Annotated in this window: 12 protein-coding genes, 1 other RNA gene and 3 pseudogenes; 4 read left to right on the forward strand and 12 right to left on the reverse strand. The window is 62.6% G+C overall.

What is annotated here, in order from left to right; translation table 11 throughout:
• Positions 1-2: 2 nt before the first annotated feature.
• The 6 genes and pseudogenes from ADT71_RS22910 to ADT71_RS35965 all read right to left on the reverse strand — a co-directional run bounded on the left by ADT71_RS22910 (position 3) and on the right by ADT71_RS35965 (position 6,193).
• Positions 3-1,674 (reverse strand): annotated as a pseudogene (locus ADT71_RS22910) (ATP-binding protein).
• A gap of 90 nt (positions 1,675-1,764) precedes the next feature.
• Positions 1,765-2,483, reverse strand: a pseudogene (locus ADT71_RS22915) (TIGR02186 family protein).
• A 44-nt stretch (positions 2,484-2,527) separates the two neighbouring features.
• On the reverse strand, positions 2,528-3,442 hold the full coding sequence (locus ADT71_RS22920; RefSeq protein ID WP_054440619.1) for a sulfite exporter TauE/SafE family protein: 915 nt from the start codon (positions 3,440-3,442) through the stop codon (positions 2,528-2,530).
• 47 nt (positions 3,443-3,489) lie between these two features.
• On the reverse strand, positions 3,490-4,749 hold the full coding sequence (locus tag ADT71_RS22925; RefSeq protein WP_082370510.1) for a hypothetical protein: 1,260 nt from the start codon (positions 4,747-4,749) through the stop codon (positions 3,490-3,492).
• Positions 4,746-5,846 (reverse strand): glycosyl transferase family protein, encoded by a 1,101-nt coding sequence (locus tag ADT71_RS22930; protein ID WP_369818327.1) that lies wholly within the window; start codon positions 5,844-5,846, stop codon positions 4,746-4,748. The genes ADT71_RS22925 and ADT71_RS22930 overlap by 4 nt, the downstream gene beginning before the upstream one ends.
• Positions 5,765-6,193: a hypothetical protein gene (locus tag ADT71_RS35965; RefSeq protein WP_369818328.1), complete on the reverse strand. Its 429-nt coding sequence runs from the start codon at positions 6,191-6,193 to the stop codon at positions 5,765-5,767. Before ADT71_RS35965 ends, ADT71_RS22930 begins: the two co-directional genes overlap by 82 nt.
• A gap of 92 nt (positions 6,194-6,285) precedes the next feature.
• On the opposite strand from ADT71_RS35965, the pseudogene nhaA reads away from it, so the two are divergent.
• Positions 6,286-7,472: pseudogene (nhaA, locus tag ADT71_RS22935) on the forward strand (Na+/H+ antiporter NhaA).
• Positions 7,473-7,511: 39 nt separating this feature from the next.
• Here nhaA and ADT71_RS22940 read toward each other — a convergent pair.
• Positions 7,512-7,940 carry a VOC family protein gene (locus tag ADT71_RS22940; protein WP_054440621.1) on the reverse strand — a complete coding sequence of 143 codons (429 nt, stop codon included), beginning with the start codon at positions 7,938-7,940 and terminating at the stop codon, positions 7,512-7,514.
• Between the two features lie 94 nt (positions 7,941-8,034).
• On the opposite strand from ADT71_RS22940, the gene ADT71_RS22945 reads away from it, so the two are divergent.
• The gene (locus ADT71_RS22945; protein ID WP_054440623.1) at positions 8,035-8,793 is read left to right on the forward strand and encodes an SIMPL domain-containing protein; all 759 of its coding nucleotides are present in this window, start codon (positions 8,035-8,037) and stop codon (positions 8,791-8,793) included.
• A gap of 84 nt (positions 8,794-8,877) precedes the next feature.
• Here ADT71_RS22945 and ADT71_RS22950 read toward each other — a convergent pair whose 3' ends face one another.
• Entirely contained in the window at positions 8,878-9,690 is an 813-nt protein-coding gene (locus ADT71_RS22950) for a TorF family putative porin (RefSeq protein WP_054440702.1), read from the reverse strand.
• A 378-nt stretch (positions 9,691-10,068) separates the two neighbouring features.
• Here ADT71_RS22950 and ADT71_RS22955 point away from each other — a divergent pair, with 378 nt between their 5' ends.
• A complete protein-coding gene (locus ADT71_RS22955) occupies positions 10,069-10,779 on the forward strand; it encodes a metallophosphoesterase (RefSeq protein WP_347812940.1) in 711 nt (236 codons plus the stop codon).
• 21 nt (positions 10,780-10,800) lie between these two features.
• Here ADT71_RS22955 and rnpB read toward each other — a convergent pair.
• The 4 genes from rnpB to ADT71_RS30665 form a co-directional block, all read right to left on the reverse strand.
• An RNA gene (gene rnpB / locus ADT71_RS23060) (RNase P RNA component class A) lies at positions 10,801-11,259 on the reverse strand.
• A 9-nt stretch (positions 11,260-11,268) separates the two neighbouring features.
• The gene (locus tag ADT71_RS31635) at positions 11,269-11,973 is read right to left on the reverse strand and encodes an N-acetylmuramoyl-L-alanine amidase (protein ID WP_054440627.1); all 705 of its coding nucleotides are present in this window, start codon (positions 11,971-11,973) and stop codon (positions 11,269-11,271) included.
• Positions 11,974-11,991: 18 nt separating this feature from the next.
• Positions 11,992-12,633: a histidine phosphotransferase family protein gene (locus ADT71_RS31640; protein WP_054440630.1), complete on the reverse strand. Its 642-nt coding sequence runs from the start codon at positions 12,631-12,633 to the stop codon at positions 11,992-11,994.
• Positions 12,634-12,688: 55 nt separating this feature from the next.
• Positions 12,689-13,081 (reverse strand): Mov34/MPN/PAD-1 family protein, encoded by a 393-nt coding sequence (locus tag ADT71_RS30665; RefSeq protein WP_082370511.1) that lies wholly within the window; start codon positions 13,079-13,081, stop codon positions 12,689-12,691.
• A gap of 18 nt (positions 13,082-13,099) precedes the next feature.
• Here ADT71_RS30665 and ADT71_RS22975 point away from each other — a divergent pair, with 18 nt between their 5' ends.
• The gene (locus ADT71_RS22975) at positions 13,100-14,044 is read left to right on the forward strand and encodes an RluA family pseudouridine synthase (protein WP_054440636.1); all 945 of its coding nucleotides are present in this window, start codon (positions 13,100-13,102) and stop codon (positions 14,042-14,044) included.
• Positions 14,045-14,060 lie beyond the last annotated feature (16 nt).

Genomic DNA, 14,060 nt, shown 5'->3' on the forward strand with positions numbered 1-14,060 from the left:
CGTCACCGCCCCTGCGCGCGCCACCGCTGTACCGTGCGCAGGACCATCTCCTCCTCCCCACCCGAACTGCTCCACAGCTCGGTGAAGGAGGGATCGGCCGAGGCCGGGCGCTTGAATTCCTCGAGTTCATCGAACGAGGCGCGGATCGGGATCGTCACGCCCTCGCCGCAGATAATGCATTCGCGGTTGCGCAGTGCCGGAATCGAATCGAGGAACCCGCGCGCGCCTTCCGGCATGGCCGCCCGGACGAAGGCCTGGTCACGCTCGTTATTGAGACGCATCGAGATGATCGTCCCGCACTGCGAAAGCACACCCTCGGCAAGGTCGGACGGACGCTGGGTGATCAGGCCCAGCGAGATGCCGTACTTGCGGCCTTCCTTGGCAATGCGGGAGAGAATGCGGCCGACAGATGAACCGTCGGCGTTCTTTTCGCTGGGAACGTAGCGATGCGCTTCCTCGCAAACGAGCAGGATCGGCCTCGTCTTCTCCTCCCGCGCCCAGACTGCAAAGTCGAACACCAGGCGACTTATCACGGCGACCACGGTGCTGGTGATGTCCGAAGGCACGCCGGAAACGTCGATGATCGAGATCGGCGCCGCGCGAAGGCAGCCGGAACAGTTTGGAGACGAACTCCGCCATCGTATCGCCCACCAGCATGCCCGAGAACATGAACTGGTAGCGCGGATCGCCCTTCAGTTCGTCGAGCTTGTTCTTGAGCCGCAAGTAAGGGGCACTGGAATGTCCTTTGTCGAGCTTGCCCATGTGATTGCCGAGAATGACCGACAGGTCGGAAAGCAGATAGGGGATCGGCGAATCCACGGTGATCTTGCCTACCTGCTCGGCCAGCCGGTTTCGCAAACGCGCTTCCATCAGGCAGCGGCCGAGAATTTCGCAATCGAGTTGCCGGTCATCACCATGCGAGGTGACGAATATCTCGCAGTGCTCCTCGAAGTTCATCAGCCAGTAGGGCATGTGCAGGTTCGATACATCGAGGATCACGCCGGTATTGCGGAAGGCCGCCGCATATTCGCCATGCGGGTCGATCATGATGACATGGCCTTCCGGCGCCTGCTCGCAGATACGGTGCAGAATCAGCGACGCACCAGTGGACTTGCCCGTACCGGTCGATCCCAACAGCGCGAAGTGCTTGCCCAGCAGAGCGTCGACATAGAGCCCGGCACGAATGTCGTTGGTCGGATAGACATTGCCGATCTGGATCGCTTTGCGCCCGTCACTGGCGTAGATCTGCCGCAAATCGTCAGTGCTCGCGGGATAGACCAATGCTCCCGGAGTGGGATAGCGGGTGACACCGCGCCTGAAACCATGGATCCGCCCGGTCAGACGCTCTTCCAGGCCCTCGCCCAGAAAGTCCGCCTCGGCGACGATACCTCCGGGAATGGCGTTGTCGCTTTTCTGGTTCCGCACGCTGGCAAGCAACCAGCCGCGACCGACGCGGATCTTGATCTGGTTCCCCACCTGCCCCGAAGTCGCGACGCAGGGATCGTTATCCTGCGCCGTTTCGGCCAGGCGGTTGAGGTCGAAGGCGATGCGGTCCGGCGCGGAAATCTCGAGCACCACACCGATCGGCTCCCGACCGGTATCGATTCGCGCCGCATTCGGCGCAAGCTGCTCTCCCTGCGACGTCCACGCGGGATCGAAGCCTTCCACTCGCATCTGATTCATCAAGCCCCCGACCAGAAAATTCGTCGGGCATGGCTAGTCCGGCACAGTTAATTTCCGGCTAAGCCCTTGCTTCGCTCAAACTCAACGCAAGGCGAACAGGCGTCCGGCGAGCCAGCCCATGCCCACGGACACCAGGACCGCCAGCAAGCCATAGGCAAAGCCGTAATTTTCGGAGAAGTCGGCGATGGCCAGTTCGAAACCCTGCTTGCGGACCTGCACCTGGCTGCTGGCCGAAGCAACGACACGCCCCTTTGAAATCGCGAACGTCTCGGCCGTATAAGTCCCGGTCGGTACTCGCGAGGGGAGGCCGATGCGCGCCTGATAGAGCACCTGCTCACTCACCTTCACCCCGCCCTCCTCTTCGCGATACAGGCCATTGCGGCGATTGAGATCGACGAGCCCATCGGAAAAGCGGGTCTGCTCAGCGGGATCGATGGCGCGATCGGCGAAAGTTGCAGCCACTTCAGGCCGAGTTCGTAAATCGCCGCCGTCTTGTCGTCGACGATATCCTTGATCGGCCGGGTAGAAGCGAACGCATAATAGGAAGGTGCCGAGCGAAGCTCCGTGCTGTCGGCATTGATCCAGATGCCGGCGACCTTCTGCTTCTCACGCAGGACGATCGACTGTGTCGGCCCCTTCAGCACTATGACGATGTCGTAGTCCTGCGCCGCGCGCGACCCTTCCGGCGTCAGGATCGCACCGAACAGCAGCAGTTCTGTTCCGGTGAACCCCTGTTGCAGGTCTACTTCGTGCTGCGATATTTCAGGTACGAGGATAGGGTCCCGGGCGCCTCCCAGCATGACCAATGCGGCCAGTGCGAAACCTGCCGAAACAAGCCGGGCCTTCACAGGGGGGCAACCGTGTAGATCTCATCCGGCCGGTAGCCCAGCCCGATGGCCATCCGCCCGGCAACCAGCAGCACGATGATGGCAAGCACCAGGCGCAGCTTCACCGGACTGGCTTTCTGGGCGAACTGCGCGCCAAGTTGCGCGCCCGTCACCGAGCCCAGCAGCAACAGGGAGGCCAGCACGATGTCCACCGCATGTGTGGTCATGGAATGCATCATCGTGGTGGCCATAGTGACGAACAGGATCTGGAACAGCGAAGTGCCCACGACGACGTTGGCACTCATGCCCAGGATATAGAGCATCGCCGGCACGAGAATGAAGCCGCCGCCGACCCCCATCAGCATTGTCAGGATGCCTGTGCCGATTCCCAGCAGGAGCGGTGCCAAAGGCGAGATGTAGAGACCCGAGCGATAGAACCGCCAACGCATCGGCAAGCTTGCAACCATCGGATGGTGCCGCCGCTTTCTTGCCGCGATGGGAATGCCGGAACGCTCGGCCCGGATGGTCTGGATGCTCTCCTTGGCCATCAGCCCGCCGATGGAGCCGAGCATCAATACGTAGAGGATATTGATGACCGTATCGATCTGGCCGAGCCGCTGCAGCAGGCTGAACAGCAGGGCGCCGATACCGGTGCCGATGATGCCCCCGGCAACCATGACCGTGCCCATGTGATAATCCACCCCGCCGCGCCGGGTATGGGCGAAGACGCCCGAAACGCTTGCCCCCGTCACCTGACTGGCAGCCGAGGCGGCCGCCACCGTGGGCGGGATGCCGTAGAAGATCATCAGCGGCGTGGTGAGAAACCCGCCGCCCACGCCGAACATGCCCGAAAGCAGGCCAGTGATCGCTCCTAGTCCAACGATGATGATCCCGTTGACCGAGAGATTGGCTATGGGGAGATAGACATCCATTCCACCCCTCTCGCTACCGCAGCATCAAGTCCGAGGAAAGCCGGGAATCAGAAACCTGCGGATAGAGTCAGCGCAGGCCCCGAACCCGGCTGCGCATCTCCGATGACACGAAACCGCCAATCGACGGCCAGGCGGCCGAAAGTCCCTCTGCCAAGCGGGAATGCAATCGCAGCCGATGGCCCTGCATCAAGCCGCCCGGCCCCTCTCTGCGCGCCGCCCCACAGACCGGCACCGACTCTCGTCTCAACCGGCCCGAGCTGCAGCAGACGGCGATCCACACGGACTTGCCCGTCAGCAAAGGGCGTGGCGAACTTCCCCGCGACATAGCCTGCCTGCAGGTAGGCCTCTCCGCGAAAATCGGCAGGCATCCTGAAGGTCGGAAATTCGGTTACCGCCATTACCACGGGCTGAAGTCGCCGCCGCCCGGCCTGCTCCGTCAGCCTTCCCTCGACTGCGCCGATCACAGGAATTGACGGAAAAGGCCGCGCGGAAAATCCGACTGCGGCAGCGGTTTCCCGCATCTGCTGTCCCAGCGTTGACGTCGTTCGCATATAGATGACCGGATTGTAGCGTGCGCGCATGGCGAGTCTGTAGCGCAGCACGGCGCCCGCCTGACTTGCCCCGTAAGTCGCGGGCATGGCGCCGATCACCAGCGGCCCCGAGCCCCCTTTGCGCATGAGCGCCCAACTGTCGGCCGACCAGCGCCGGGGCTTGAGCTGGCTTGCGATCGGCCCTGTCGCAACCGAACCGGACGGATAGGGCTGGGCGGCGAAGCTCGAAAGCGAGGAAAATCCGGCAGGAAGTCCTTCTCGCCGATCGAACGTCAGTCCGCCCTCGCCATGATCCGCTGGGAACTGCTGCCCCGCCGGGTAACGATCGGTCAGGCGGTCAATGCCATACCAACCGCCGGGTTCGGCCGAGTTCCCGTTAGGACCGTACCATGCACCGCGAGGGTCGATTGCTGACGATCTCGGTCGGCGGCGCGAAGCCGGCCATAATGCCTGAAAGTACCCGTTACTCGGCTGAACCATGCCCGCAGGCATATAGCCGAACGCGTCCGGCCCGTATCCATTGCCCGAATAGTATTCCTGATCACTCAGTGGCGGGCTCTGCGGTCCGGCTTTCTGGTCGAGGAAGAAGCCCCCTTCCGTCTGCGGTCCTGGTACGGCGGCCTCTGCCTGCTGGGCCGCAGGCGATGCAAGGTGCAAGGGCGCTTCCCATGTCGAGATCCGGCCTCCGGCCCACCCTGCAAGAACCGCGAGCAGAGCCACCAGCGGCTGCCCGCGAACGCGCGTCGAGGTGCTCACAGAACCGGCCCTCCGGCTACCGACATCGCGGCCGGGTGCGCATCGTGCCGGGTCTTGTCCCAGACGATCATTCCGCCATTCAGCGTGCGTATGTAGGATGCCAGGGCCCTTTGCCCGGCGAAGATGGCGATCAGGTTCGCCACGGGAATGCGCAGTATCGCGCAGACACCTTCCCACGCACCATACTCGCGCGCGGTAAAGCCTGCACGCACGCCGCAACGCCAGACGAAACTGGCCAGGCAGATGGTCAGTACCGGGTTCAGCGACTTCGGGACGGGTATCTCATCCGCCAATCCCGCCACGCGCACGATCCCGAGCAGCAGTTCGACAATGAGCAGCGCATAGCTGCTGGCGAGCACGATTGCCGTCAGCGGGCCGCGGCGATCACGCATCGCCATCCAGGCATCGGCAAGCTTGCCCACGCGCCCCGGACGGCGCCATGCGAGACGGCTCCAGCCAAGGCGATCCCACCCCTGAAAGGCAATTCCGTGGACCCAGCGCATCTTCTGCCGGATCGAATCCTCGAAAGTCGCGGGGAAATAAGCCCTCGTGGCGACGAGTTGCCCCTTCTCATCCCGGACACGCAGGAACCGGGCACGGCCGCCTTCCCGCCAGACGAGAACACCCAGTTCATAATCCTCGGTCAGGCACTCGGCAGCGAAAGGTCCGGCGCTGCCTTCAGCCCGGCGCCGACGCGTGATCCGCTCCAGGATATCCCGAGCAAAGCCGCAGCCGACGCCGGCTGCCGGCACCGCCGCGCCCAGCACATCCCGGACCACCAGTGATTTCGCATGAGCCTCGGTGAATTCGTCCAGATAATGGCCGCCGACCCATCGCGACCTGACCTGCGGCTCGGGCCGGACCGGCAATTGAATGAAATCAGCCTTGGCGAGCGCCCCGTCGACAACGGCCAACTCCGCGGGATGCACCATGTCCTCGGAATCGTGGAGCAGCACGCTGCGGTAGCGGCATCCGCGACGTCGCTCATCCTCGCACAGCGCATGATAGAGCCGGTTCAGGCAATCCGCCTTGGTAGTCGGGCCTTCGCGGTCATGAATGATGACCCTGACGCGGTTGTCACCCCCCGCCCCCGACATCGCGGCGCGACTGTCGCGGAATCGTTGCCATAACAACCGATGTAGAGCGTGAAACCGGTTTGCCGCCACGCGGAAAGGGCATGGCGGATAGTATGGGCGATGACCTGTTCTTCCTGCCAGCAAGCGATAAGAACCGCAGCATGTCCCTTCAACGGCGCCCGGCTGACCTCGAGGGAAATCCGGCCCGTACTCGCCCGGCCGGACAGTCTGAACCAGGCCCAGCAGCAATCCACGGCCATTTCATCGACCGTACCGACCAGAACCCAGAAGGCAGCGAACAACAAAAGCTCCTGCTCAACCAGATGCAGGCAATAAATTCCTTGCTGAAACATGCCCGCCGGTTCCACGGTGCCCCTCCTTGGAATCAGAATTACCGGACCTCTTCTCAGGCAGGTCCATGCCTCCCGGCGATGCCTGGAACTCACTCGCGACATGGTTTATGAGAATGGATAGACATTACGCCAATGAATTGGCGCGCCGTTTCATAAAGTTAATGGGCGGTGAAGCAGGTTCAGGCATCCTGCTGATCATCATGGCCGTACTGGCGATGTCCGCCGCGAACTCACCTCTGAGTGATGGCTATCACGCCCTTTTCCATCATGAGCTTCCCTGGACTCCAATCTCCAAGCTCACTTCTGTTCATGCATGGATCAACGACGCACTGATGGCCTTGTTCTTCTTTGTGGTCGGATTGGAAATAAAGCGCGAGGTTCTCGGCGGTGAACTGTCGAGCCCCGAAAAGCGCCGCCTGCCGGTACTCGCCGCGCGGCAGGCATGGCGATGCCCGCGCTGATCTACCTCATTACCGCCGGAACCCAACAACCCGAACAGAGGGGCTGGGCCATCCCTGCCGCCACGGACATCGCCTTTGCCGTAGGAGTACTGGGACTGCTTGGCCGGCGGGTACCATCCTCGCTGAGGCTGTTCTTGCTGACGGTCGCGATCGTCGACGATCTGGGCGCAGTCATCATCATTGCGCTGTTCTATACCGCGCAGATCGAACTGGGTTGGGCGCTGGCCGCGATCGGCCTGTTCGCAGCGCTTCTCGCAGTCAATCGCGCACGCATCCAGTTCATCAGCCTCTATCTGGCGCTCGGACTGGGCCTGTGGTTCTGCGTGCTCAACTCCGGCATTCACGCGACGATCGCCGGGGTTCTCTTCGCCTTCACGATCCCGCTGCGAACACAGCACGGAGACAGCATGCTGCTGCGCCTCGAACACGCGCTGGCGCCATGGATCGGCTATCTCGTGGTGCCCGTGTTCGGGTTTGCCAATGCCGGCGTGGCACTGGCCGGAATCGGCATGGCAGGACTGTTCGCCCCGGTGCCCCTGGGCATTGGCCTGGGCCTTTTCATCGGCAAGCAAGCGGGCGTATTCGCGGCGATCTATCTGGCGGACCGCCTGGGCATCGCCCCGCGCCCCGCCGGTGCAAGCTGGCTGCAACTCTGGGGGACGGCAGTATTGTGCGGCATCGGGTTCACCATGAGCCTGTTCATCGGCGCCCTCGCCTTCCCGACTACGCCTCTGCTCGTGGAAGAAGCCAAGCTGGGTGTGCTGGCAGGATCGCTGGCCTCTTCCCTTCTGGGCTTCGTGATCCTGCGATTCGCGAAAGCGCCGTCGGCCTGAACCCTGCCCGCCCACCTGACGAGCAGGGATTCGTCCCAATTACCAGACGCCGACGTTCGGCATCGACGCCCATGGCTCGGCGGGATCCAGCCGGCCATCCTGCAACAGTTCGACGGAAATGCCGTCCGGCGTGCGCACGAACGCCATGTGACCGTCGCGAGGCGGACGATTGATGACCACGCCTGCGTCGGCCAAGGTCTGGCAGGTGGCGTAGATATCGTCGACCTGGAACGCGAGATGCCCGAAGTTGCGCCCGCCCGAATACTCCTCGGCGGAACCATCCTCGGCCGGCCAGTTATACGTCAGCTCGACCTCGGATTCCTCGCCCGGAACTGCAAGATAGATCAGCGTGAAGCGCCCCTGCTCGCTTGAGAAACGCCGGGTTTCCTGAAGGCCGATCAGTTCGAAGAAGCGGATCGTGGCTTCCGGATCGCTTACGCGGATCATGGTGTGGAGATATTTGGTCACGGGTATTCCTTCAATTCATCGCATGTAGAGAACGGTTCATGGACGATACAGCCGTCTGACGGCAAGTTCCGAGGGACTTCAGGGAGAAGCTGCGATGACCGACGATAGCCCAGAGAGCCCTCATCACTCCACCACCTTCTTGTCCGAATCCGCTACCAGACGATGGCTTCTCGCCTCGACCATCCTGGCCATCGGCCTGGTCGCTGGCGGCTATCTGCTGGGAGACGGCCTGAAGCGCGCGCACCGGGCAGACCGCTCCGTTACCGTGCGGGGCCTGGCGGAGCGGGACGTCACCGCCGACCTCGCCACCTGGACGATCGCCTACTCCGCCACCGCCAACGACCTTGCCGGAGCGCAGGCGAGCGTCGAGAATGATACGGCGCAAATCCGCGCCTTCTTCAAGGAACTCGGCTTTCCCGCAGATGCCATCCAGCCGACGGGCGCCAATGTCTCGCAATCCAAGGACAACAACGGCATCGCGAGCTTCACCATCCGTCAGCGGATGACCTTGCGCAGTCAGGACATCAAACGTGCGCAGGACGCGGTAAGACGTCAGTTCGAACTCGTTCGGCGCGGCGTCATTCTCGAAGAAGGTTCGGGGATGGCCTATACATTCACCAAGCTCAACGACATCAAGCCGCCCATGGTCGCTGCTGCCACCAAGGACGCACGGTCCGCCGCGGAGCAGTTTGCCAATGACAGCGGGGCGGAAGTCGGCTCCATCAAGGGCGCCACTCAGGGATACTTCACCGTAGAGGCGCGGGATGGCGATTCCGGCGGCGGCTGGGGTGTTTCGGACACGCCCTACAAGAAAGTCCGCGTTGTCACGACGGTGGATTTCTATCTCCGCTGACCGCCTTCTCACAGAGGCACGAAAAACCCGCCCGGAAAGCTCCGGGCGGGTCCTCCTGCGAAACGCGTTAACCTATGCGATGGTTCAGAAGGACGCGGTCAGCGTCGCGACGACGGTATCATCCGTGTAGCTGTCAATCGCCGCGCCGCTCACGCCGACGTAGCTGAGGCTGGCGGAAAGCGGGCCGAACAGCGTCATCGAGGCGCCGATTGAATAATCGATGCCGGTTTTGTCGTTGAACGTGCCCGTGCCGGTGCAGTAGTAGCAGGGCGACAGCACGCCGTCGGTGTAGCCGATATGGCCCGAAACGGTCACCGGGGTATTGGGAATGGCCACGTCGACGTTACCGTAAACGTAGAAGTTGTCCGACTTGTCGCCATTGTTGTCGAGCAGGCCCTTCTGCTTCCAGTCATAGGCCACGCCCACCTTGAGCTTCGCCGGTCCGGCCTGGCCGCTCACCGAGACGTAGGGCTCCCAGTAGTTGGCATCGCCGATCTTGCCGCTCGGATAGACGTAGTAAAGGAGGCCGGCATCGAGCGTGAGGCCCGAGGTCACTTCGCCAGTCCAGCCAGCCATGAGGTCGAGTTCCTGGTCTCCATAGACCGAACCGTCGCCGATGCCGTCACCGTTGACGTCCACTTCGCTGCTGTGAAGCGACGACGACCAGATACCGGCATAGAAGCCGCTCTGATGCGAAACCGTAATGCCGCCCTGGACCGCAAGATCGCCACCCGAGAGCGAAACGCCGCGGAAACGATAGTCGCTGGTCAGCGCGACGTTGCCGGTAACGGTGATTTCCGAGGGGGCGTCCGCCTCGTCTGCGAAAGCCGGTGTTGCTGCGAGTGCAGTACCCGCAAGAAGAGAGGCGGCGATAGCGCCACGGACGGACATAAGCATGGTCATTCCCTCACTAAATTCTTCTTTGGTGTCTCGTCCCAGCCTGCTCCGCCGCCTCGATCCTCTTCCCGGGCCCGATTGCGGCAGCACAATATTGCTGCACCGCACCAACCAATGGCACAAGAAAAATTTCAGATTAGCAACATTCAGGCAATGTTGTGTGGACTTTTTGCCACTGCCCGCTTGGCGGTCATGATTGCGACCGCATCAGGCACGGTCCGGCCCATGCGGAATCCTCCCTGCCGCCTGTTCCTTGTTTGTTAATGTTCGTCTTCGTAATAGAGCGGGTATCTAATGCTTGCGAAAATCAGAAATCTCCTGAGCCGGCCCGCCGAAGTGCGGCTTCCTCACATCCCTCCGGGACAACGTGCTTATGCCGTGGGCGATATCCACGGCCGACTCGACCTGTTCGAACAGTTGATCGACGCGATCGAGCGCGACAACGCCGGCCGCGACAGTTCACAAAGCATCGTGGTTCTGCTGGGCGACCTGATCGACCGTGGCCCGGCGAGCGCCGGCGTCATTGCGCGAGCCCGGCAATGGGCCAGCAAGCGCCGCGTCGAATTCATCCAGGGCAATCACGAGGAAATGCTTCTGGTGGCGGCGCGCAAGCTCGATGCCTTCCGCAGTTTCCTGAAGTTCGGCGGCCGCGAGACGATCCTTTCCTACGGCCTCGACCCGGCCTTCGTCATGGAGGCCGAACTGGAAGATCTTCAACGCGCCATGATCGAGGCCATCCCGCAGGACGATTTCGACTTCATCGACAGCTTCCAGAAGATGGTGCGGCTTGGCGACTATCTGTTCGTCCATGCCGGGATTCGCCCGGATACTCCGCTGGAGCACCAGCTGGGTCACGACTGCCGCTGGATTCGCGAGCCCTTCCTCAGCCACAATGGCGAGTTCGGGGCCTTCATCGTCCACGGCCACACCATCACCGAGGAACCGGAAATGCGGGCCAATCGCGTGGGCATCGACACGGGCGCCTATGTGCATGGGCGGCTCACGGCTATCGGACTTCAAGGCAGCGAGCGCTGGTTCATCCAGGCGTGCGAAAACGAGAGCGGAATCTCCGTCCAAGTCGCGGCCTGACCCGCCCTGCAAGGGGAGAAACGCACCGGGGAGCCTGTAAGCCGGGTTCTGTTCCTGGCGTGGTCTCCCCAAGGAGGGACCTTACGCCGCGGCGGCAGCCATTCCTCTAGGCGACGCATTGCTGCGCCGCTCAAGCGACCAACCCGGGCTGCCTGGGTCCGAAACAGACCCGCCGCCGCTCTACTTTCGTAGCGCGGACAGCGCGCAGCCCCTATTCGGTCTTGCTCCGAGTGGGGTTTGCCATGCCGCTTTCCGTTACCGGAAGCGCGGTGCGCTCTTACCGCACCCTTTCACCCTTACCTGCCATTCAGGGGCGAACCCTGCGAGGCGAGGCGGTCTGCTCTCTGTGGCACTTTCCCTAAGCTTCGCCGGGCCTGAAAACCCGACTCGCCCGGCGGGCATTACCCGCCACCCTTGTTTCGTGGAGCCCGGACTTTCCTCGCGCGTCAAGAAGACGCCCGCGGCTGCCCGGCTCCCCGGTGCGAGCGGTCACCTAGCACGGCCGGTGTCACGCTCCAACAGGAGTTCCAACAGAATTGCGCCGATTTCTCCATCGATCTCGCCATCGATCAATTCCGGACGCCAACGCCGCTGAAACGCCGTAACCGCCGCGCGGCCATCGGTGATGTCATAACCGAAACGTTCGAGGGCGAGATAGAAAGCGCCGGGATTGTCGTAGAAGAGGTTCATCTTCGCCGCCGGGATCTCCAGCGCGAGCCCGAGTTCGCCCAGCCTCGCCCAGTCGAAGTACTCGCCGGGGTCCTGCTTGCGGGCAGGCGCGATATCGGAGTGGCCGACCACATTGGCGCGAGGAACGTCGTGACGGTCCATGATGTCCGCCAGAAGCGGCAGGAGAGCGTCCATCTGCGGCTCGGGAAATGGGCGATATCCCCATTCATGCCCCGGATTCACCAGTTCGATGCCGATCGAAGCGGAATTCACATCAGTCACCCCGCGCCAGTATGATCGCCCGGCATGCCATGCACGGCGATCCTCCGGGACGAGGGAAGTGACCGTGCCCTCCTCGTCGATCATGTAATGCGCGGAGACTTCGGCCTCGGGATCGCACATCCGCTCAAGCGCTTCTTCGGCCGACTTCATGCCGGTATAGTGCAGCACGACCATCGAGATCGGCAGCTTGCGCTCGTTGCAGTTCGGCGACCTGACGATGCGATTGACCAACCATCGGTTCATCGTCCTGCCTCCTTCCGATCAGGCCCCCGGCAACACGGCGCCAAGCACGAGAGCATCTTCCGCCAGGGCATATTGCAGGCGACCACCCTGACTGTGCGCCAGTTGCTGGATCATCGCGGCAGGCGCCGTCCGGCTCGAAAGATCGCCCTCGGGCAGCGCCCCTTCAAGGGCGCGGCCGATATCGCGGTCGAAAGCGATGCGCGGCCCGACGGCGCGCACCACGATCTCGCTGACGCCGTCGCGAAATTCGGCGGCCAGTTCCAGCGTACCGCCGCGCGGCAGCGCCTCGATGCCGATCAGGCCGAAATTCAGCAGCGTCTTGACCGCAGGCTTGGGCAGCATTTCGCTTGCGAGCGCCCAATTCAGCACGATGCGGGCATTGTTGGCAACGAGCGCATCGATCAGCGCGCGGGCCTCACTGACGGGAACCATGTCGCCAAAGCCACCTGCAGCGCCGAAGGCGAGGCGGAAAAACTTCAGCTTGTCCGCCGAAATCCGGGCGCTCTGGTCGAGCAGCTCGAAGCAGCGCTGGCGCATCTCCGGGTCCTTCTCATCCGCCAGCAGCTCCAACCCGTTGGTCAGCGCGCCCACCGGACTGAGCATGTCATGGCACAGTCGCGAACACAGCAGGCTGGCAAGTTCGAGCGAGCTCGTCGTCATGGATCGAGGACTTCCCTTTGCAGTAATCATTCAAGTTCAGGCCGTTGCCGAACGTTCATCCGACAATACGGCATGGTATCGACGCAAATCCATTCCCGGTATCGCGCCAGAAAGCAACCTGCCCGCCCGCGATGATCGCCCAAACGCGCGAATCCCCGGTGGAATGTTCGCAATCAGTGGCCGATGGCACGGGATGGCCGACGGGATGGGAATGATAATAGCCCAGCACCTGCGGACCGCCCTGCCTTGCTCCGCGATGGGCGGCGAGCAGAACCGAGGGATCAATCTCGAAATGACGGGTGGGTTCAGCGGCGACATTCGCCGCCGGAATCGCCCGGTCGACCCGCACACCCTCGCCCAGGAGCAGGCCGCAGCACTCCTCCGGATGGGCACGTAACGATTCTTCACGCAGTCTTGCGATCACGTCACTTGTCACTTCGACATTCATCCCCAAATCCTACAGGCAATGGGGGCTTACGAAAACATCATCCAGGGTTCGATCGGCAACGATGGCGGCCGGCTGGACAAGGCGCTGGCCGAGGCGAGCGGACTTTCACGCGAGCGCATCAAGGCGCTTATGGCCGAAGGCCGGGTCTCGCTTGCCGGTAAACCGGTTTCGCAGGGCTCGCTCAAGGTGGCCGGAGGCACAGCCTTCGCCATCGATGTCCCGGAAGCCGCCGCCGCCGAGGCGGTGGCGCAGGACATTCCGCTGAGCGTCGTGTTCGAGGACGAATACCTTATCGTGGTCGACAAGCCGGCGGGGCTGGTCGTGCATCCTGCCGCAGGCAATCTCGACGGCACGCTGGTGAATGCGCTGCTGCATCACTGCCGGGGCCAGCTTTCCGGGATCGGCGGCGTGGCCCGTCCGGGAATCGTCCATAGGATCGACAAGGACACGTCCGGCCTGCTCGTCGTCGCCAAGACCGACAAGGCGCATGAGGGGCTGGCCGCGCAATTCGCCGATCATTCGATCGCACGTGCCTATCGGGCCGTCGTGTCCGGCAGGCCGATTCCGCTGGCGGGCACGGTAACGGGCGCAATCGGCCGGTCCAGTTCCAACCGCAAGAAGATGGCGCTGGTGGAGGATGGTCGCGGCAAGCATGCGGTCACGCATTACAGAACCATAGCATCGCTGAAGACCGCGAGTTTGGTGGAATGCCGCCTGGAGACAGGACGCACGCATCAGGTCCGCGTTCACATGTCGTCAATCGGACATTCGCTAGTGGGGGACCCTGTATATGGTCGTACACCTCCAGCGATTCGTCCGATTCTCCAGCGACTCGGTTTCTCCCGTCAGGCACTTCATGCCGCGGAACTTGGCTTCGTCCATCCCGTTACTGGAGAGAACGTTCATCTCGTCAGCCCGCTTCCCGACGACATGCGGACACTGATCGATGAACTGCGACACTGAAATCGGATAAATGTGC

It is taken from the genome of Novosphingobium sp. ST904 (assembly GCF_001298105.1).
Lineage (GTDB): Bacteria > Pseudomonadota > Alphaproteobacteria > Sphingomonadales > Sphingomonadaceae > Novosphingobium.

What these genes read in the sequence shown, in the direction of transcription:
- ADT71_RS22920 (WP_054440619.1), bottom strand. Translation starts at nt 3,442, where the DNA reads ATGGATGTCTATCTCCCCATAGCCAATCTCTCGGTCAACGGGATCATC.
- ADT71_RS22930 (WP_369818327.1), bottom strand. Translation starts at nt 5,846, where the DNA reads ATGTCGGGGGCGGGGGGTGACAACCGCGTCAGGGTCATCATTCATGAC.
- ADT71_RS22945 (WP_054440623.1), top strand. Translation starts at nt 8,035, where the DNA reads ATGACCGACGATAGCCCAGAGAGCCCTCATCACTCCACCACCTTCTTG.
- ADT71_RS22950 (WP_054440702.1), bottom strand. Translation starts at nt 9,690, where the DNA reads ATGCTTATGTCCGTCCGTGGCGCTATCGCCGCCTCTCTTCTTGCGGGT.
- ADT71_RS31635 (WP_054440627.1), bottom strand. Translation starts at nt 11,973, where the DNA reads ATGAACCGATGGTTGGTCAATCGCATCGTCAGGTCGCCGAACTGCAAC.
- ADT71_RS31640 (WP_054440630.1), bottom strand. Translation starts at nt 12,633, where the DNA reads ATGACGACGAGCTCGCTCGAACTTGCCAGCCTGCTGTGTTCGCGACTG.
- ADT71_RS30665 (WP_082370511.1), bottom strand. Translation starts at nt 13,081, where the DNA reads ATGAATGTCGAAGTGACAAGTGACGTGATCGCAAGACTGCGTGAAGAA.
- ADT71_RS22975 (WP_054440636.1), top strand. Translation starts at nt 13,100, where the DNA reads ATGGGGGCTTACGAAAACATCATCCAGGGTTCGATCGGCAACGATGGC.